Genomic DNA, 18,270 nt, shown 5'->3' on the forward strand with positions numbered 1-18,270 from the left:
CACCCGCACGGCTCACTTCACCCGCACGCCACCCGCACCAGTTGCGCGATGCGCGCGGCCTGGTCCTCGTCGGGCACGGTCGATCCGTTGGTCGCGACCTCCTGGACCTTCGCGTTCACTTCCTGGTCGGACGCACCCTCGTCGATGAGCGGACAGGTCTCGGTGACGATGGACTCGATGTCCTGTGTCTCCCGGTCGGCCGACAGCTGCGGATAACCGGTACGGAAGGCCGCGACGAAGACGTCGAGCTTCGCCTCGTCGAAGACGTCGCCCGCCCGCTCGGCCGCGCTGGACGCGATGCTCTGCACCGACGAGATGGCACCCTCGGCCTGCTCTTGAACGCTCGTAACGGCGACATCCGCCGACGACCGCACGTCCTCGTTGCTGGAAGTGTCGTCGGAGCTGCACGCGGTGAGCGCGAAAGTGGCTGCGACCGCCACGGCCGCCGCAGGTACACGCAGGCGTCGGGTCGGGCTCGTTCGGTTCGTCACGTTTCGAGGATGCCACGGCCGGGGACCCTTCAGCGCCGTTTCCGGCGTGTCGTCCGGACCACGCGCGGCGCTCGGTGACCGTAGATTGGCGACTGTCGATCGGTATCGAGCTCGATACATGTCGGAAGGACCGTCGTTGACCGAATCGAAGACCGCGCCCAGCGGAAACAGCAGTGGGAAGCCGTCGGCGAAGCCCGACCGCGGAAGCCTGCTGGGCACGGGCGGAATCTGGCTCGCCAAGTGGTCGGCCTGCCTGGTCGTCATCGCCGCCGGTGCGGTGGTGATCGGCTGGATCATCGAGAAGATGTGGGTGATCGTGCTGCCGGTCGCCCTCGCGATCGTCGTCTCCACGATCCTGTGGCCGCCCACCCGCTTCATGACCAAACGCGGCGTTCCTCCGGCTGCTGCGGCCGGCCTGACCCTCGTGATGTTCTTCGCGATCGTCGGCGGCATCATCGCCGGCATCGTCCCGTCGGTGGTCTCCCAGATGCCGGACCTGGCCAACAAGGCCACCGAAGGCATCAACACCGTGCAGGAATGGGTGAAGGGACCCCCGATCAACCTGCGCGACGAACAACTCGACAACGCCGTCCACGCGGTGGTCGAGCGGGTGCAGGGCAGTGCCGCCACCATCGCGGGCGGTGTCTTCTCCGGTGTGAGCACGGCGGGCTCGCTGCTCGTCACGCTCGCTCTGGTCCTCGTGCTGACCTTCTTCTTCATCAAGGACGGCCCGCGCTTCGTGCCGTGGCTACACCGTGTGAGCGGTGGCCGCGCCGGACGTCACCTCGAAGCGGTACTCGGCCGCATGTGGGACACGCTGGGCGGGTTCATCCGCACGCAGGCCTTGGTGAGCTTCATCGACGCCCTGTTCATCGGTATCGGCCTGCTGATCCTCGGAGTCCCGCTCGCACCCGTGCTGGCGATCCTGACCTTCATCGGCGGATTCATTCCCATCGTCGGTGCGTTCGTCGCCGGTGCGCTGGCGGTGCTGGTCGCACTCGTCGCCAACGGTTTCACGACCGCGATCATCGTGCTGGTCCTCATCATCGCGGTGCAGCAGATCGAGGGGAACGTGCTGCAGCCGGTGCTGCAGTCGCGGTCGATGAACCTGCACGCAGCCGTGGTGCTGCTCGCGGTGACGGCCGGATCGTCACTGTTCGGGATCATCGGTGCGTTCCTGGCGGTGCCGGTCGCGGCGGTGGCCGCGGTGGTCATCCGCTACATCGGCGAACAGATCGACGAACGCGCCAGTGATGGCGACGACGACGAGACGAAGGCACTCCCGGCTCCGGGCGACACCTCCGTGCCCGATCCGAAGCCGGCCTCTCCGGCACCCGCCGCCTCCGAGGACTGAGGGGCGGTCAGCTCGCGACGCGGACGGTGGATCCCGAGCGGCCACGGATGACGTGCAGCCTGCTCGGGATCCGCTGCCGCATCTCGTCGACGTGACTGACCACGCCCACCACACGGCCTCCCGCGCGCAGTTCGTCGAGCACACCCATGACGGCTTCGAGGGAGTCGGCGTCGAGTGAACCGAACCCTTCGTCGATGAACATCGTGTCGAGTACGAGCCCACCGGCCTCTGCGGCGACGACGTCGGCGAGGCCGAGGGCGAGCGCGAGGGACGCCTGGAAGGACTCGCCGCCCGACAGCGTCTTCGTCGATCGCACAGCCCCGGTGTACTCGTCGTGGATGTCGAGACCGAGACCGCCACGACGACCCCGGCTCTCGGCCGCGTCGGAGTGCACGAACTCGTAGCGACCGCCGGACATTCTGCGCAGGCGTTCGGAGGCGGCGTCGGCAACCTCCTCGAGTCGCGCCGCGAGCACGTACGAGCGCAACGACATCTTCTTGGCGTTCGACCCCATCCCCGCGACGACGTCGGCGAGCGCGGCGAGTTCGGCGTGTTCGTCGAGCAGCGGGGCCAGTTCGGCGCAGGCACGCTCGAGTCGGCGGGTGTAGTTCTCGATGTCGAGGTGCCGGCGCTCGGCCTCAGTGGCCTCACTCAGGGCCGCCTCGACCGCGGCGGCACCGTCGTCCACCACCGCGCGCGCGACCGTCACGTCGGCGACCTCGTCGCCGGTGAGCGCCGCGATCGCCGGGTCGTTCAGCGTGGAGGTGGCCACCGCGCGTTCGTCGTCGGCGGCGCGCAGGACGCGGTCGATCTCGGCGAGTCGCTCGGGCGTCCGGACGGCCGCGCGGGCACTGTCGAGGTCGGTGAAGCCTGCCTCGGCGGCTGTGGTGCGGGCGTCGGCGGCGCGTTCATCGGCGGCCGTGCGCGCCTGGAGGGCTGCGGTACGAGCATCGAGCAGTGCAGTGGCCGCGGCGGACAGTGCCGCGACCGTCTTCCGTCGCGGGGCGAGCAGGTCGAGGTCGCCGACGGCCTCGACGATGCGCTCGCGGATCTCCGTGATCTCGGCTGCGCGGACCGCGTCCTCGCGGGCGAGCTCGGACAGTTCGGCGTCGAGCCGCTTCTCCTGTTCGGCCAGCACCGTGTCGAGCTTGCGCAGATCCTCGACCGCCGCGCGCAGGTGGTCGAGCCGACCGGCGACGGTGGCGGCCTCGTCGTGGGCGCGGACCGCCTCGGCGTGGGCGGTGGTGAGCTCCGCGAGTTCGGCATCGCCGCAACGCTGCCGGAGGACGGCCACGATCCCGGAGAGTTCGGTGACGGCCTCGCGTGCTTCGCTCAGCGCGGCGGCGGCGCGTTGCTCGGCGGCGTGGGCGCGTTCCTCGTCGGCCTTCGTCGCGGTGTCGGGCGTCGGGCGGGCAGGCTCGGGATGCTCGGTGGACCCGCAGACCGCGCACGGTTCGCCGTCGGTGAGACGTGCCGCGAGTTCGGCGGCCATCCCGTCGATCCGGCGCTGCCGGATGTCGAGGTGCGCGTCGCGCGCGTCGTTGAATTCGGAGTGCAGTTGCAGCACCCGGGTTTCGAGTCGTTCGAGTTCGGTTCGGCGCGAAGCGAGTTCGGTGGCGGCGTCAAGTGCGTCGGCGGCACGGTCGCGCGCGGTGGACAGGCCCGGGAGCATCGCGGCTGCGCGCTCGGCCTCGGCGACCGCATCGGCGGCGGCGGTCGACCGCTCGGGCAGCGCGGCACGTTCGTCGATCACCTGCTGACGCTCGTCGGTGAGAGCGCGGTGGCGCCCGACGAACTTCTCGCGGTCTGCCTCGAGCTCGGCGAGACGACGTCGGCGATCGAGCAGCACGTCGAGACGCGCTGCCTCCGAGGACCATTCCTCGCATCGAGGACGGATGACGTCGCGGTCGGTGGTGGACGGCGTCGGCCCGACAGCGTCGAGGAGATCGCGTCCTTCGTCGTCGCTCCGAAGCGGCGCGGCGGCTGTCTCGGCGCGCGCTGCGGCGGCATCGGCCTCGCGTGCGAGACGGTCGGCCTCCCGATCGACGACCGCGACGCTCACCGCGCGATGCGCGGCGTCACGTTCTGCCGTCAGGGCGACGCGCTGCGACTGCGTCTGCTCGAGTTCGGCGAGGACGTTCAGGGCGTCGCGGCGACGGCGGAGTCGGTCGGCGAGAGCGACGGTCTCGTCGAGCCTGCGCCGGTTGGACTCGTCGACGGCGCGGACGCGCGACAGGGCCGCGGCGGCGTCGTCGCGGTTCTCCGCGGCCTCGGCGAGCAGGCGGCCCGCCCACTCCACCGGGTCGGCATCGGCGCCCGCTTCGATCCCGGCGGACGCAGCCACCTTCGCCGCGAGGACTTCGACCTTCTTCTGTTGCTCGGCAAGCAGTTTCGTTCCGGCACCGCGGCGGTCGCGGAACCACTGCTCGAGGTCGCCGAAACGGGTGGTGTCGAACAGACGCTCGAGCAGCCTGCCGCGCTCTTCGCTGTTCGCGCGCAGGAACCGGGCGAAGTCGCCCTGTGGAAGGAGTACCACCTGGAAGAACTGTTCGGCGCTCATCCCGAGCAGCGACTTGACGACGTCGCCGATCTCCTGGGCGCGCGACAGGTTCTCCCCCGACCCGTCGAGCCACGTGAGATTCGCCTTGGCATTCTGTTTGATCGTGCCGGTGCCGCGCTTCTTCGGGCGTTCGAACTCGGGGCTGCGTTCGATGGACAGGCGGCGCCCCGCGATGGTCGCCTCGAGCCGGACCGTCGGCACGGCACCCACCCGCGCGTGGTCGGACAGCAACCGGCGCCCTTCGGAGCGAGCCCCGGGGACGGTGCCGTAGAGCGCGAACGCGACCGCGTCGAGGATCGACGTCTTGCCCGCGCCCGTCTGGCCGTGCAGCAGGAACAGCCCGTCGGCGCCGAGCTCGTCGAAGTCGATCTCGACGGTGTCGGCGAACGGACCGAAGGCCGTGATCTCGAGGTGGTGCAGTCTCATGCGGGCACGTCCGTCCGCCACTGTGTGTCGGTCTCGTCGCCGATACCGCGACGACGGTCGACCTCCCTCAACGCTTCGTCGATCCAGCCGCGCTCGCGCTCGGACGGTTCGGAACGCACGTCGGTGAGGAACGACGCGGCGACATCGCGATCGCTGCGACCGCGCACCTTGTCGCGATAACTGCCCTCCGTGGACCCGGCCGGTCGCTGCCATTCGACGTGCACGGCGTACGGGAACCGCTCCTGCAGGCGACGCATGGCGTCGAGCGGGCGGGTCGCGTCGGTCAGCACCGCGGAGACGTAGTGCTCCTCGACGGCGGCATGGGCCGGATCGGCGAGCAGGTCGTCGAGTTCGCCTTCGAGACGGGTCAATTCGCGGATCACCGGGAGATCGACGCGCTCGACGGACGCCGCACCCGCGGCGTCGAGGTCGACGACGAAGACCGCCTTGCGGTGCGAGCGCTCGCCGAAGGAGTACGGCAACGGCGATCCCGAGTACCGGACCGTCTCGCTCACCGTCTGCGGGGAGTGCAGGTGACCCAGCGCGACGTAGTCGGCACCGTCGAACGACGACGCGGCCACCGTTTCGACTCCGCCGACGGAGATGGACCGCTCGGAGTCGCTGGGCTCGCCACCGACGACGAAGGCGTGGGCCAGGACGACGGTGCGGCCGTCGCGACCCGCGGCATCGGCGCGCACGCGTTCCATCGCCGCGTCGAGGATCTGCTGGTGCGAGCGGGCCTCGGGGACGCCGAGCTCGGCGCGGGTGATCTCGGGCTCGAGATACGGGATGCCGTAGAAGCAGACCGGGCCGTGCTCGTCGTGCAGGACGACGGGGCTGTCGATCTGCGACACGCGGGTGATCAGGTGCAGACCACCGTGCGCGGCGAAGGCGGCACCGGCGCCGAGACGGACCGGCGAGTCGTGGTTGCCGGAGGTGGCGACGATGATCGCCCCTGCCTCACGGATGGCCTCGAGACCGGCGTTGCACACGGCCACCGCGTCGGAACTCGGGATCGACCGGTCGTACACGTCGCCCGGCACGACCACCACGTCGATCCCGCGTTCGGCCACCAGATCGGCGATGGTCCGCAGCGCACGCGCCTGGTCGGCGAGCAGGTCGACCCCGTGGAAGGTGCGGCCGATGTGCCAGTCGGAGGTGTGCAGGATCCGCATGGGACAGACGGTAGAGGAGGGGACCGACATCCCCGGGTGTCGGGTGGATGTCGTATCGATGAGGCATCATCCGCCACATGACAGCACTCACGGCACTCGGCCTGCTCGTCGCGCTCGGTCTGGGGGTGGTGCTCGGCTGGCTGTTGCGGGCCTCCCGCGACGGCGAACGCGCAGCCCGTGCCGAGGCGCAGCTGGCAGCCCTGCGCGACAACGAGGAGCAGCTGCGTCAGTCGCTGGCCGCGGTGAGCGAGGACGCCGCGCGTCGGCAGTCCGGTGCCATCGGCGACCAGGTGTCGCGGCTCGTCGGCCCGTTGAACGAGGCCGTGGGGGCGCTGGCCCAGCAGGTCGAGCACGTCGAACGCAACCGCGTGCACGCCTACGCCGGGCTGAGTGAGCAGGTCGAGGGCATGCACCGCGCGTCGCAGCTGCTGTCCACGCGTACCCAGCAGCTGGTCACCGCGCTGCGTGCGCCGCAGATCCGCGGACGATGGGGTGAGATCCAGCTCGAACGCGTCGTCGAACTCGCCGGGATGGTCCGGCACTGCGACTTCGACACCCAGGTGAGCAAGGACGGAGTACGGCCCGACCTGCTCGTCTACCTCGCCGGCGGCAAACAGATCGTCGTCGACGCCAAGGTGCCTTTCGCCGCCTATCTGGATGCCGCCGAGGCCGAGGAGCCCGACGAGCGCGATCGGCACCTCACGCGCCACGCACGTCAGTTGCGTACCCATATCGATCAACTGGCGGCCAAGGCCTACTGGGAGTCGTTCGACCCGACGCCCGAGTTCGTCGTGCTGTTCGTGCCGGGCGATCCGTTCCTCGACGCCGCGCTGGGTGCCGATCCCGATCTGCTCGAGCACGCCTTCGCCCGGAACGTCATCCTTGCCACACCGACCACGCTCGTCGCGTTGCTGCGCACGATCGCGCACACCTGGCGGCAGGAGGCGCTCTCCCGCGACGCCGCGACCATCCACCGATTGGGCCGTGAGCTGTACCAACGGCTCGGTGTGGTCGGTTCCCACCTCGATCGGCTCGGCAACCAGCTCGGCAAGGCCGTCGATTCGTTCAACATGACGGTCTCGTCGATGGACACCCGGGTGGGCGTGACGGCCCGCAAGCTCCACGACCTGGAAATATTCGACGGTGCGGTGCCCGAGGTGCAGCGTGTCGACGCGTGGCCGCGGCGCAGCACTCTGGCAGAAAGAGCAGTGGCGGACGGTCCTGTCGACGAAGCGAGCTGACATCGCCACGCTAATGTCTACGTTGTGTCTGCAACCCAACGTGCACGTTCGGCGGTGCCGCTCGACATGCGGTCGTTGGTGCCTACGGTGCCCGGTGTGCCCTGGTGGGGTGCCGTGGCGATCGCAGCCGGAACGACGCTTCTCGGGGTGCTGCTCGACAGCGCACGCGGGAACGAACTGACCTCTGCGTTCACTGTCTTCTACGTGCTCGGCTGCGTCGCGGCCGCGGTGGCGGTGCGCTATCGCGGACTGTTCACGGCCATGGCCCAGCCGCCACTGCTGCTGCTCCTCGCGGTGCCGATCGGTCAGGAGATCGTCTCCTCCGACAGCACCGGCGGATTGAAGGATCTCGCGCTCAACGTCGCCTATCCGCTGGTGAACCGTTTTCCGGCGATGCTGGTGGCGACACTCCTGGCACTGGCCATCGGCGGTTTCCGGATCTTCGTGACCCGACAGAACACGGGGGTACGGGCCCGGGCGCCGCGCGAGCGGGCGAAGCCGCGGGCAGCGAAGGCCGGAACCGCGAAGGAGCGCCCGGCCCGCGCCGCCGGCGACCGGCCGAACCGCGCTGTGAACGACCGTCCGACCAGACGTGCGGCCCGGGGACGACCGGCGGCGGCCACCCCTGCGGACGCACCTCGCACCGCCGCGGGCCGCGGGACGCCGGCTGCGAAGGCGTCGGTCCGGGAGGTCGCCGACACCCGCCCCCGTCGCCGCGTCCGTCCCGAATCCCCGGCCGCCGAGCAGCCCGCTCCCCGGCGTGCCCGCGCTCCCCGGCCTGCGGAGCCGGTGCAGCCGGAGGTCCGCGAACCGCGGCGCCGTCCGGCACCCGACCCGGAGACCGGTCGACCGGCGCCCTCCCCCGCACCCACGCAGGGCTACGAGCCGCCGCGCGTGCGGTACCGCGACCGCTACGAGGACTGACCCATACGACGAAGACGACCGGTCACCTGCCGATTCACGGCGGTGACCGGTCGTCTTCGCTCTACGGACCTACGGAACCACCGTCTCAGCGACGCGACGCGCGCAGTTCGCGCGGCAGGGCGAACACCAGGGTCTCGTTGGCGGTCGTCACCGACTGCACGTCGTGGAAGCCGCGCTCGTCGAGGAACTGGACGACGCCCTGCACGAGGATCTCGGGGACCGACGCACCGGAGGTGATACCGACGGTCTCGACATCCTCGAGCCAGGCCGGATCGATCTCCTTGGCGTAGTCGACCAGGTGCGCTGCCCGGGCACCCGCACCGAGGGCCACCTCGACGAGCCGCACGGAGTTCGACGAGTTCCTCGACCCCACGACGATCACCAGATCGCACTCGGGCGCCATCGCCTTCACCGCGACCTGGCGGTTCTGGGTGGCGTAGCAGATGTCGTCGCTCGGCGGATCCTGCAGCTGAGGGAACTTCTGGCGCAGGCGCTGCACGGTCTGCATCGTCTCGTCGACGCTGAGGGTGGTCTGGGACAGCCAGATGACCTTCGACGGATCGCGCACGGTCACCGAATCGACGGCGTCGGGGCCGTCGACGAGCTGCACGTGATCGGGGGCCTCACCTGCGGTGCCCTCGACCTCCTCGTGGCCCTCGTGACCGATGAGCAGGATGTCGAAGTCGTCGCGGGCGAAGCGCTTGGCCTCCTGGTGGACCTTCGTCACCAGCGGACAGGTCGCGTCGATGGTGCGCAGCTGCCGGGCAGCGGCCGATTCGTGGACCGCGGGCGACACACCGTGCGCCGAGAACACGAGCACGGCACCCTCGGGCACCTCGTCGGTCTCGTCGACGAACACCACACCGCGGTCGGCGAGGGTGTCGACGACGTGGCGGTTGTGCACGATCTCCTTGCGGACGTAGATCGGCGCACCGTACTTGTCGAGCGCCTTCTCGACGGTCTCGACGGCGCGGTCGACGCCGGCGCAGTAGCCGCGCGGCTCGGCGAGCAGGACGCGCTTTCCGGAGGTGGAGGGACCGGCGGACCGTGTGATCCCGACTTCGAGAGGAACAGGCGCAGACATACCTCCAGAGTACGGGGCGCGCGAGAGTAGGGCTTTCCAGCTCGCAGCCGACGTGCTCCCCCGGCTACCAATCACGCCGATCATCGGGCAGTCTTGGGGCATGATCCGTCCACCGTTCCTGGCACGGGTGGCTGCCGGCGTTGCTGTCACCGCGTACGAAGAGACCCTCAAGCTGCCGAGCACAGCCGTTTCGTTGCCGATGACGACGGTGAGCCAGATCCTGCAGACGACGATGCGAGTGCAGCAGGTCATGACCTCGCTCGCCATCAAGGGCGACCAGTTCTTCGAGATCTTCGGAGCAGAGCCCGCCGAGACCGCACAATGGGCGACCTTCGACGACGACGGCTCGACCCCCTCGGACGAGGCGGCGACCTCGACGAACAGCGCCTCGAACGGCGCTCCCGGCCGGTTCGCCCTGTACTCGATCCCACCGGCGACCGAGGCCGATGCACCCCTGGCCGAGCAGGCCGCACCGGTGAAGACCGGTACCGCGACCACGAAGGGCCCCGCGAAGAAGGCGGCAGCGAAGAAGACCGCTCCGAAGAAGGCCGCCGACGCCGAGGGCACGAAGATCGGCGAGACCACGGACACGAAGGTCGCCACCGGCAACCGTTCCGAGATCGTCGAGTACCTCGACTACGACTCGTTGACCCTCGCTCAGCTGCGTGCCCGCCTGCGCGCACTGTCGGTGGACGAGCTCACAGCCTTGCTCGAATACGAGAATGCTCACGCCGCGCGTACTCCGTTCGTGACGATGTTGTCGAACCGGATCACGAGCGCGCGTAACAAGTGACGGCCGGACAGAACGCGGCACGCCCGAACTCCGCGGAGCAGCCCTGGCCCGTCCGCACCGTGGCGCAGAAGGTCGCCGGGTGGATCGACAAGCTCGGCACCATCTGGGTCGAAGGGCAGATCACCCAGATCAACGCCCGCCCCGGGACGCGGACGGCGTTCTTGACCCTGCGCGACCCGTCGGTGGACATGTCCCTGCAGGTGACCTGCTCACCACAGTTGTTGCAGCAGTCGGGGATTCCGCTCACCGAGGGCAGCCGCGTGATCATGTTCGGGAAGATGACCTTCTGGCCCGGACGCGGCAGTCTCGCGCTGCGGGTCACCGAGATCCGAGCCGTCGGTATCGGTGAACTGCTCGCGCGGCTCGAACGACTGCGCGCGTTGCTCGCGGCCGAAGGTTTGTTCGACCCGCGGTTGAAGCGCCCCCTTCCCTTCCTGCCGCGCCGCGTCGGCCTGGTCACCAGCCGCGGCAGCGCGGCCGAACGCGACGTGTTGTCGGTCGCGCAGCGTCGCTGGCCGGCCGTGCAGTTCGACGTCCGCCACGCGACCGTGCAGGGCCCGACCGCGGTCACGCAGCTCATCGACGCCCTCGAAGCGCTCGACAAGGACCCGGATGTCGACGTGATCGTCCTCGCCCGCGGCGGCGGCAGCGTCGAGGATCTGCTGCCCTTCTCCGACGAGGCGCTGTGCCGCGCGATCGCCGCGTGCACGACCCCCGTGGTCAGCGCGATCGGCCACGAGCCCGACAGTCCGCTCTGCGATCACGTCGCCGACCTGCGGGCTGCGACCCCGACCGACGCCGCGAAGCGCGTCGTACCCGATGCGGTCGCCGAACTCGATCTCGTCGACGAGCTGAGGGCACGGTCGGCGGCGGCACTGCGCAACTGGGTCCGGCGCGAGGAACACGTGATCGCACAGTTGCGCGACCGTCCCGTCCTGGCCGATCCGTTCCGCGATCTCGACCGGCGGCACGAGGAGATCGAGCGGCTGCAGCACGCGGCACGACGCGACGTCACGCGACTGATCTCGTCGCAGTCGTCGACGCTCGAACACCTGCGGGCACGGCTGGCGACTCTCGGACCCGCGGCGACCCTGGCGCGTGGCTACGCCGTGGTCCAGCGGATCGTGCCGGGCAGCGCCCCCGAAGTGGTACGCACACTCGACGAGATGCCCATCGGCACCCAGCTGCGGGTGCGCGTGGCGGACGGCGCGGCCCGCGCCGCCGTCATGGGACACGAACGACAAGGAAGATCAGGACAGTGACGAACGCGGGAACCGACGACGCCAACGCCGATGTGCGGGAGTTCGGCTACGAGCGAGCTCGGGACGAACTCGTCAACGTCGTGAAGATGCTCGAGCAGGGCGGACTCGACCTCGACGACTCGTTGCAGCTGTGGGAGCGCGGCGAGGCGCTCGCGAAGCGCTGCGAGGAACACCTCGCCGGTGCCCGCGAACGCGTCGAGCAGGCGCTCTCCCTCGCGGACGACGAGGACGACGACGAGTACGAGGACGACGAGGACTGACCTCGCTCGAGCCCGAGATCAGCGTTCGACCGATCCGACCCGGATCAGCGTTCGACCGATCCGACCCGGATCAGCGTTCGACCGATCCGACCCGGATCAGCGTTCGACCGATCCGACCCGGATCAGGGTTCGAGCGGTTCGGCCCTGCCCGCGGCGGTCGCCAGGGTGGTGAACTCGGCCTCGTCGCCGGAGCCACCGATCAGGATCCGCACGTCGCCGAAGTCGGACACCCAGAGTGCTTCGACGCCCTCGCCTCCGTAGACCACCCAGTCGTGGCCCTCGACGGAGCGGGTGTCGGTGGCGGTGCGGGCACCTCCGGCGACGAATCGCACCAGTTCGTCCTCACCGGCATCCGATTGGGTGAAGCGCACGTAGCGACCTGCGGGGGTGATGAAACCGACGGTGCTCGAATCACCGCCCTGGTTACCGGAGACGATGCTGCGGCTACCGGAGTTGGGCTGCCAGTCCTCGGGCACCTCGGGTTGGCGGATCGGGAATCCGAGCTCCGCCGCGTCGTACTTCAGGCCGGCATCGATGTCGAAGCTCGGCACCGGACCCGCCGTGGGTCCACCGGGCTTGAACTCGCACTGGCTGGCGATCGCCGCGATGAAGAGAATCAGCACGAGCAGCGGGATGAGCGACCACGCCATATCTCGACCGTCTTGCAGGATGCGAGGTTTCTTGGATGCCACCCGTCCAGTCTGACAGCTACGAAACGGGCAGGTTCAGGCCGGGCGGGTCCGACAGCCCACATCATCGGCCGTGATGAGACAATAGCCACGCGACACACACGGATCGTGCGGGCGCCCTCGGCGCCCGCTCCCTCTGCCGGCGCAACCCGCGTCGACCGAAAAGTCTCCAGGAGGCAGTAGCCCATGACGGCCAGCACCCCACGCCGCGAAGCTCCGGACCGCAACCTCGCGCTCGAACTGGTCCGCGTCACCGAGGCCGCGGCGATGGCGGCCGGCCGGTGGGTCGGACGCGGCGACAAGGAAGGTGGCGACGGCGCCGCGGTCGACGCGATGCGGCACATGGTCAGCTCCGTGTCGATGCAGGGTGTCGTCGTGATCGGTGAGGGCGAGAAGGACGAAGCGCCCATGCTGTACAACGGCGAGGAGGTCGGCAACGGCGACGGTCCGCTGTGCGACGTCGCGGTCGACCCGATCGACGGCACGACCCTCATGTCGAAGGGCGCTCCCGGCGCGATCGCGGTGCTCGCCGTGGCCGAGCGGGGCGCGATGTTCGACCCGTCCGCCGTGTTCTACATGGAGAAGATCGCCGTCGGCCCCGAGGCCGCCGACGTCATCGACATCACCGCCCCGATCGCGGAGAACATCCGACGCGTCGCGAAGGCGAAGAACATCGCGCACGCCGACCTGACCGTGACGATCCTCGACCGTCCGCGCCACGCGCAGATCATCAAGGAGGTGCGCGAGGCGGGTGCCCGCATCCGTCTGATCTCCGACGGCGACGTCGCCGGCGCGATCGCCGCTGCACGTCCGGGTTCGGGTGTCGACATGCTGCTCGGCATCGGCGGTACCCCCGAGGGCATCATCGCCGCGGCCGCGATGCGCTGCATGGGCGGCGCGCTGCAGGGCCGCCTGGCACCGAAGGACGACGCCGAGCGCCAGAAGGCCATCGACGCCGGACACGATCTCGACCGCGTCCTCACCACCACCGATCTCGTCACCGGCGAGAACATCTTCTTCTGCGCGACCGGCGTCACCGACGGTGAGCTGCTCCGCGGCGTCCGCTACTCCGCCGGTGGCGCGGAGACGCAGTCGATCGTGATGCGCAGCAAGTCCGGCACGGTCCGCATGATCGAGGCGTACCACCGCCTGCAGAAGCTGAGCGAGTTCTCGTCCATCGACTTCCACGGTGTCGCCGGCTCGCCGCCGCCCATGCCCTGATCCTCACCGCCCTGATCCAAGTGATCGTTCCGAGGAGGGGCACTGCACCGAGTTCTGGTGCAGTGCCCCTCCTCGTTCGTTCCGGCGGCATAACGTGGAGGACATGACCGACACCGAACAGTCTTCTCAGCAGTTCCGTATCGAACGCGACACGATGGGCGAGGTCCAGGTTCCGGTCGACGCCTTGTGGCGTGCCCAGACGCAGCGCGCCGTGGAGAACTTCCCGATCTCGGGCCGTGGACTCGAACGCGCACAGATCCGCGCGCTGGGTCTGCTCAAGAGCGCGTGTGCCCGCGTGAACAAGGACCTGGGTCTGCTCGACCCCGACAAGGCCGACGCGATCGTCGCGGCCGCCGATGCCATCGCCGCGGGTGAGTACGACGACCAGTTCCCGATCGACGTCTTCCAGACCGGTTCGGGCACGAGCTCGAACATGAACACCAACGAGGTCATCGCGTCGATCGCCGCGAAGGCCGGCGTCACGGTCCACCCCAACGACGACGTCAACATGTCGCAGTCGTCGAACGACACCTTCCCCACCGCGACGCATGTCGCCGCGACCGAGGCGACGGTCAAGGATCTGATCCCCGCCCTCGAGCATCTGCACGGTGCCCTCGACGAGAAGGCGAAGGAGTGGCGCACGGTCGTCAAGTCGGGCCGCACCCACTTGATGGATGCGGTCCCGGTGACCCTGGGCCAGGAGTTCGGTGGTTACGCCCGACAGATCGAGGCCGGGATCGAACGCCTCCGCGCAACCCTCCCCCGCCTCGGCGAACTGCCGATCGGCGGTACCGCGGTGGGCACGGGCCTCAACGCACCGGCGGATTTCGGTCCGCGCGTCGTGGCCGTGCTCGTCGAGACCACGGGGCTCGACGACCTGCAGCGGGCCCGCGACAGCTTCGAGGCGCAGGCCGCGCGTGACGCGTTGGTCGAGGTGTCCGGCGCGCTGCGAACCGTCGCCGTGTCGCTGACGAAGATCGCCAACGACATCCGCTGGATGGGATCCGGCCCGCTCACGGGTCTGGCCGAGATCCAGCTCCCCGATCTGCAGCCCGGTAGCTCGATCATGCCGGGCAAGGTCAATCCCGTTCTTCCCGAAGCGGTTACGCAGGTCGCCGCACAGGTGGTGGGCAACGACGCCACCGTGGCGTGGAGCGGCGCCGCCGGGGCGTTCGAACTCAACGTCTACATCCCGGTGATGGCCCGCAACGTCCTCGAGTCGATTCGTCTGCTCGCCAACGTCTCCCGGCTGTTCGCCGATCGCTGCATCACCGGACTGGTGGCGAACGTCGAACATCTGCGCACGCTGGCGGAGTCGTCGCCGTCGATCGTCACTCCCCTCAACTCCGCGATCGGATACGAGGAGGCGGCCGCTGTCGCCAAGGAGGCGCTGAAGGAGAAGAAGACGATCCGTCAGGCCGTCGTGGACCGCGGCCTCGTCGGCGATCGCCTGAGCGAGGAGGAACTGGACCGCCGCCTCGACGTCCTGGCGATGACGCGGGTGGACGAGGAGTCCTGACACGCAGGGCCCCGACCGACCCCGCCTGCATCCGCTACATGTTCGGCCATCCTCTACGGCAATTTGCTGTAGAGGATGGCGAAAACGCGAGCGGATAGCGAGGACTCAGCGAGCTGGGAGTCACCTCACTCCTGGACCACCTCGGTCCCGGCGCCGGGCGCCCAGGTGATGTAACCGAACTGGAAGTTGCTCCGCGCACCGTCGGGGGTCTGTTCCTCGTCGGTGATCGGGAAGCCCAGATCGCCACCGGCACCGCCCGCGGCCTCCCAGGCCGTGCGGATCTCACCCCACACGATGTGGGAATCGGTGTCGGGGCTCCACGCGATGATGCCGCCCTCGAACTCCGCGACGTAGCCGTCGCCGACCTCCTCCTGCTGGCCGGTCGCGGCACCGAGCGGGCTGGACGCACCGCCGACCTCGTCGTACTTCTGCAGGATCGGCCCGCTGAGTTCGACCTGCTCGCCGTCCGGTCCCGGCACCGCACTGGACTGATCCGCCGCGGGCTCCTCGGCTTCGGGCGAATCGTCGCCCTGCGTGATCGATTCGACGGCGCTCTCCGCCTCGGACGCCACGCTCTCCGCGGCGGACTGGACCGCGCTGGTCGCGCTGCCCACCGTTTCCTCCGCCGACTGGTCGTCGCTGCAGCCCGCGACCACCAGCCCGACCGCCGCTGCGGCCGCCACCAACGCTGCTCTGCGTCGGGGAATTCGGTTCATCGGTTCGCTCCTGTCACTCGAGAGGACGGGTACCTGATCTCAGGGTGCCCGACTCCTCCGCGACACAACCCGGTTTCCGGTGATTCCGTGACGTGCACGAATCCACCCCATCCCCGGCATCCTGCCGTTACCATGCGACGCAGCCGACGCCGAGGAGAACGATGAGCACACAGACCGCCACCGCGCAGGACGCCGTCGCCACGGTGACCGATTTCCTGGAGGCAACGGCCGCCGAGGACATCGACCGCGCCGCCTCGCTGATCACCGACGACATCGCGTGGCACAACACCTGGCTCCCCACCATCCGCGGCGGCGCCCGGGTCCGGAAGATCCTCGCAGGTCTCGCGCGACCTTCGGTGGGCTTCGGCGTCGTCGTCCACCACATCGCGGCCGACGGCGACATCGTGCTCACCGAACGCACCGACATCCTGCGCTTCGGGCCGGTGCGCATCGAGTTCTGGGTGTGCGGCACCTTCGAAGTGCGTGACGGACGGATCGCCGTGTGGGACGACCACTTCGACGTCCTCACCTTCCTCCGGGGAACCGTCGTGGGCGTCCTGCGCGCCGTGCTGCGTCGCTCCTGACGCTCCTCACCCCACCGCTCCCCTGAGGGCGCCCGCATAGAATCCGTTCGTCGCCGAACCGTTCGGCGACGGATCAGCAGGGAGCGATGACATGTCCGACGCCGAGCACACTCCTGGATTCACGACGGGTCTGGAGATCCGGCGCGAAGTGATGGGTGACGACTTCGTCGAGCGGGCATTCGAGCGTTCCCGCGGCACCGACTCCGAGGCGATGCAGGAGTTCGTGACCGAGCACGCCTGGGGTGCCGTGTGGTCGCGTCCCGGCCTGGACCGGCGCAGCCGCAGCCTGCTCAACCTCGGCATGCTCATCGCGCTGCGCGCTGAGAACGAGCTGCGCGGACACGTCCGCGGAGCCCTGCGCAACGGGCTCGGCCGCACAGAGATCGTCGAATCCGTCATCCACTGCTCGGCGTACTGCGGCGCCCCCGCCGGACTCGCTGCGATGCGCGTGGTCCAGGAAGTGCTCGAGGCCGAACTCGGCCCCCTCTCCGAGGACACCGACGCCTCCGACGAGGCCTGACGACGACGGCGCGCCCGGCGGATGCCGGACGCGCCGCGTCGACCGTGCTCGGGCGTCAGGCGCCCGGAGCGAACTCCTCGAGCATCTCCGTCACGAGGGCCGCGATCGGCGACCGCTCACTGCGGGTGAGCGTCACGTGCGCGAACAACGGATGCCCCTTGAGCTTCTCGATGACCGCCGCGACACCGTCGTGCCGGCCGACACGCAGGTTGTCGCGCTGGGCGACGTCGTGGGTGAGCACGACGCGTGATCCCGCACCGAGCCGCGACAGGACGGTGAGCAGCACGTTGCGTTCGAGCGACTGGGCCTCGTCGACGACAACGAACGAATCGTGCAACGACCGGCCGCGAATGTGCGTGAGCGGCAGCACTTCCAGCATTCCGCGGCTGAGCACCTCCTCGAGCACCGCCGGGCTGGCAAGTCCTTCGAGGGTGTCGAAGACCGCCTGGCCCCACGGATTCATCTTCTCGGCCTCGGTACCCGGCAGGTAGCCGAGTTCCTGCCCACCCACCGCGTAGAGCGGCCGGAAGACGACCACCTTGCGGTGGGTGCGTCTTTCCAGGACGGCCTCGAGTCCGGCCGTCAGTGCCAGGGCGGACTTTCCCGTTCCGGCCTTGCCGCCGAGGGAGACGATGCCGACGGATTCGTCGAGCAGCAGGTCGAGGGCGACGCGCTGTTCGGCGGAGCGTCCGTGCAGTCCGAACGCCTCCCGGTCGCCGCGGACGAGCTGCACCCGCTTGTCGGCGGTGACCCGGCCGAGTGCGCTGGACGAACCACCGAGAAGTCTGATCCCCGTGTGGCACGGCAGATCCCGCGCGTCGTCGATGTCGACGATGCCCTCGGTGAACATCTCGTCGATGAGGGCCCGGTCGACTTCGAGTTCGGTCATGCCCGTCCATCCCGAGATCACCACGTCCTGGGCGTGGTACTCGTCGGCGTCGAGGCCGACGGCACCGGCCTTGACGCGCAACGGGATGTCCTTGCTGACGAGCACCACGTCGCGACCCTCGGTGGCCAGGTTCAGGGCGCACGCGAGGATGCGGGAGTCGTTGGTGTCGGTGCGGAATCCCGCGGGCAGGACCATGGGGTCGGTGTGATTGAGCTCCACGTGGAGGGTGCCACCCTCGTCCCCGATGGGGATAGGCTGGTCGAGGCGTCCGTGCCGCTGCCGCAGGTCGTCGAGCAGGCGCAACGATTCGCGGGCGAACCAGCCGAGTTCGTGGTGGTGCCGTTTCCCTTCGAGTTCGCCGATCACGACCAGCGGGAGGACGACTTCGTGCTCGGCGAACCTGGTGACCGCCCAAGGGTCGGAGAGCAACACTGAAGTGTCCAGCACGTAGGTGCGTACAGCGGATTCTTTCGCAGCGGCGGTACCGGAGGCGTGGCCGGAGCGGGTGGGGACGGAGCGTGTTGCGTTCACGTGGGGCTCCTCGGCCCGGACGGCACCGCCC

At 69.4% G+C, this 18,270-nt stretch carries 17 protein-coding genes; 10 read left to right on the forward strand and 7 right to left on the reverse strand.

The genetic code is table 11. The features are described 5' to 3' along the window. Window positions 1-17: 17 nt before the first annotated feature. Window positions 18-491, reverse strand: a complete 474-nt coding sequence (locus ACNJ7K_RS03055) for a hypothetical protein (protein ID WP_404817786.1) — start codon at window positions 489-491, stop codon at window positions 18-20. A 136-nt stretch (window positions 492-627) separates the two neighbouring features. Here ACNJ7K_RS03055 and ACNJ7K_RS03060 point away from each other — a divergent pair, with 136 nt between their 5' ends. Further along, window positions 628-1,845 carry an AI-2E family transporter gene (locus tag ACNJ7K_RS03060; protein WP_225623736.1) on the forward strand — a complete coding sequence of 406 codons (1,218 nt, stop codon included), beginning with the start codon at window positions 628-630 and terminating at the stop codon, window positions 1,843-1,845. 7 nt (window positions 1,846-1,852) lie between these two features. Here the strand turns inward: ACNJ7K_RS03060 and ACNJ7K_RS03065 are convergent, their stop codons facing one another. Both ACNJ7K_RS03065 and ACNJ7K_RS03070 read right to left on the reverse strand, forming a co-directional pair. Further along, complete coding sequence (locus ACNJ7K_RS03065; protein WP_487041172.1) at window positions 1,853-4,831, reverse strand: AAA family ATPase; 2,979 nt, start codon at window positions 4,829-4,831, stop codon at window positions 1,853-1,855. Further along, entirely contained in the window at window positions 4,828-6,006 is a 1,179-nt protein-coding gene (locus ACNJ7K_RS03070; RefSeq protein ID WP_159418962.1) for an exonuclease SbcCD subunit D, read from the reverse strand. Before ACNJ7K_RS03070 ends, ACNJ7K_RS03065 begins: the two co-directional genes overlap by 4 nt. A gap of 77 nt (window positions 6,007-6,083) precedes the next feature. Here ACNJ7K_RS03070 and ACNJ7K_RS03075 point away from each other — a divergent pair, with 77 nt between their 5' ends. Further along, a complete protein-coding gene (locus tag ACNJ7K_RS03075; protein ID WP_120281776.1) occupies window positions 6,084-7,247 on the forward strand; it encodes a DNA recombination protein RmuC in 1,164 nt (387 codons plus the stop codon). A gap of 24 nt (window positions 7,248-7,271) precedes the next feature. Then, window positions 7,272-8,171, forward strand: a complete 900-nt coding sequence (locus ACNJ7K_RS03080; protein ID WP_225623735.1) for a DUF6542 domain-containing protein — start codon at window positions 7,272-7,274, stop codon at window positions 8,169-8,171. An 85-nt stretch (window positions 8,172-8,256) separates the two neighbouring features. Here the strand turns inward: ACNJ7K_RS03080 and ACNJ7K_RS03085 are convergent, their stop codons facing one another. After that, window positions 8,257-9,255, reverse strand: coding sequence for a 4-hydroxy-3-methylbut-2-enyl diphosphate reductase (locus ACNJ7K_RS03085; RefSeq protein WP_159418964.1), 999 nt, complete (start codon window positions 9,253-9,255; stop codon window positions 8,257-8,259). A gap of 100 nt (window positions 9,256-9,355) precedes the next feature. Here ACNJ7K_RS03085 and ACNJ7K_RS03090 point away from each other — a divergent pair, with 100 nt between their 5' ends. From ACNJ7K_RS03090 to ACNJ7K_RS03100, 3 genes are read left to right on the forward strand one after another with little or no spacing between them, the layout of a single operon-like run. Continuing rightward, window positions 9,356-10,048: a lipid droplet-associated protein gene (locus ACNJ7K_RS03090; RefSeq protein WP_487041173.1), complete on the forward strand. Its 693-nt coding sequence runs from the start codon at window positions 9,356-9,358 to the stop codon at window positions 10,046-10,048. Further along, a complete protein-coding gene (gene xseA, locus ACNJ7K_RS03095; RefSeq protein ID WP_487041174.1) occupies window positions 10,045-11,310 on the forward strand; it encodes an exodeoxyribonuclease VII large subunit in 1,266 nt (421 codons plus the stop codon). Before ACNJ7K_RS03090 ends, xseA begins: the two co-directional genes overlap by 4 nt. Further along, window positions 11,307-11,570 (forward strand): exodeoxyribonuclease VII small subunit, encoded by a 264-nt coding sequence (locus ACNJ7K_RS03100; protein WP_413767745.1) that lies wholly within the window; start codon window positions 11,307-11,309, stop codon window positions 11,568-11,570. The genes xseA and ACNJ7K_RS03100 overlap by 4 nt, the downstream gene beginning before the upstream one ends. Before the next feature lie 122 nt (window positions 11,571-11,692). On the opposite strand, the gene ACNJ7K_RS03105 is transcribed toward ACNJ7K_RS03100, so the two are convergent. Beyond that, on the reverse strand, window positions 11,693-12,262 hold the full coding sequence (locus ACNJ7K_RS03105; RefSeq protein ID WP_120281771.1) for a DUF4245 domain-containing protein: 570 nt from the start codon (window positions 12,260-12,262) through the stop codon (window positions 11,693-11,695). Between the two features lie 183 nt (window positions 12,263-12,445). Between ACNJ7K_RS03105 and glpX the strand changes: the two genes are divergently transcribed. Continuing rightward, window positions 12,446-13,480: a class II fructose-bisphosphatase gene (gene glpX / locus ACNJ7K_RS03110; RefSeq protein WP_016693944.1), complete on the forward strand. Its 1,035-nt coding sequence runs from the start codon at window positions 12,446-12,448 to the stop codon at window positions 13,478-13,480. Window positions 13,481-13,583: 103 nt separating this feature from the next. Continuing rightward, window positions 13,584-14,999 (forward strand): class II fumarate hydratase, encoded by a 1,416-nt coding sequence (locus tag ACNJ7K_RS03115; RefSeq protein ID WP_487041175.1) that lies wholly within the window; start codon window positions 13,584-13,586, stop codon window positions 14,997-14,999. 125 nt (window positions 15,000-15,124) lie between these two features. Here the strand turns inward: ACNJ7K_RS03115 and ACNJ7K_RS03120 are convergent, their stop codons facing one another. Continuing rightward, window positions 15,125-15,715, reverse strand: coding sequence for an LGFP repeat-containing protein (locus tag ACNJ7K_RS03120; RefSeq protein ID WP_202400337.1), 591 nt, complete (start codon window positions 15,713-15,715; stop codon window positions 15,125-15,127). 161 nt (window positions 15,716-15,876) lie between these two features. Between ACNJ7K_RS03120 and ACNJ7K_RS03125 the strand changes: the two genes are divergently transcribed. Beyond that, a complete protein-coding gene (locus tag ACNJ7K_RS03125) occupies window positions 15,877-16,299 on the forward strand; it encodes a limonene-1,2-epoxide hydrolase family protein (protein ID WP_487041176.1) in 423 nt (140 codons plus the stop codon). A gap of 91 nt (window positions 16,300-16,390) precedes the next feature. Beyond that, window positions 16,391-16,819 (forward strand): carboxymuconolactone decarboxylase family protein, encoded by a 429-nt coding sequence (locus ACNJ7K_RS03130; RefSeq protein ID WP_120281767.1) that lies wholly within the window; start codon window positions 16,391-16,393, stop codon window positions 16,817-16,819. Between the two features lie 55 nt (window positions 16,820-16,874). Here ACNJ7K_RS03130 and phoH2 read toward each other — a convergent pair whose 3' ends face one another. Next, window positions 16,875-18,239 (reverse strand): RNA 5'-3' helicase PhoH2, encoded by a 1,365-nt coding sequence (gene phoH2, locus ACNJ7K_RS03135; protein WP_172414824.1) that lies wholly within the window; start codon window positions 18,237-18,239, stop codon window positions 16,875-16,877. Between the last annotated feature and the right edge of the window lie 31 nt (window positions 18,240-18,270).

Origin of the sequence: Rhodococcus shunpengi (assembly GCF_048381395.1) — a bacterium.
Classification (GTDB): domain Bacteria; phylum Actinomycetota; class Actinomycetes; order Mycobacteriales; family Mycobacteriaceae; genus Rhodococcus.

Excerpts from the sequence above, each read along its gene's own strand:
- ACNJ7K_RS03090 (WP_487041173.1), top strand. The coding sequence starts at position 9,356 with ATGATCCGTCCACCGTTCCTGGCACGGGTGGCTGCCGGCGTTGCTGTC.
- ACNJ7K_RS03085 (WP_159418964.1), bottom strand. The coding sequence starts at position 9,255 with ATGTCTGCGCCTGTTCCTCTCGAAGTCGGGATCACACGGTCCGCCGGT.
- ACNJ7K_RS03120 (WP_202400337.1), bottom strand. The coding sequence starts at position 15,715 with ATGAACCGAATTCCCCGACGCAGAGCAGCGTTGGTGGCGGCCGCAGCG.
- ACNJ7K_RS03070 (WP_159418962.1), bottom strand. The coding sequence starts at position 6,006 with ATGCGGATCCTGCACACCTCCGACTGGCACATCGGCCGCACCTTCCAC.
- ACNJ7K_RS03125 (WP_487041176.1), top strand. The coding sequence starts at position 15,877 with ATGAGCACACAGACCGCCACCGCGCAGGACGCCGTCGCCACGGTGACC.
- ACNJ7K_RS03065 (WP_487041172.1), bottom strand. The coding sequence starts at position 4,831 with ATGAGACTGCACCACCTCGAGATCACGGCCTTCGGTCCGTTCGCCGAC.
- ACNJ7K_RS03115 (WP_487041175.1), top strand. The coding sequence starts at position 13,584 with ATGACCGACACCGAACAGTCTTCTCAGCAGTTCCGTATCGAACGCGAC.
- ACNJ7K_RS03130 (WP_120281767.1), top strand. The coding sequence starts at position 16,391 with ATGTCCGACGCCGAGCACACTCCTGGATTCACGACGGGTCTGGAGATC.
- glpX (WP_016693944.1), top strand. The coding sequence starts at position 12,446 with ATGACGGCCAGCACCCCACGCCGCGAAGCTCCGGACCGCAACCTCGCG.
- ACNJ7K_RS03075 (WP_120281776.1), top strand. The coding sequence starts at position 6,084 with ATGACAGCACTCACGGCACTCGGCCTGCTCGTCGCGCTCGGTCTGGGG.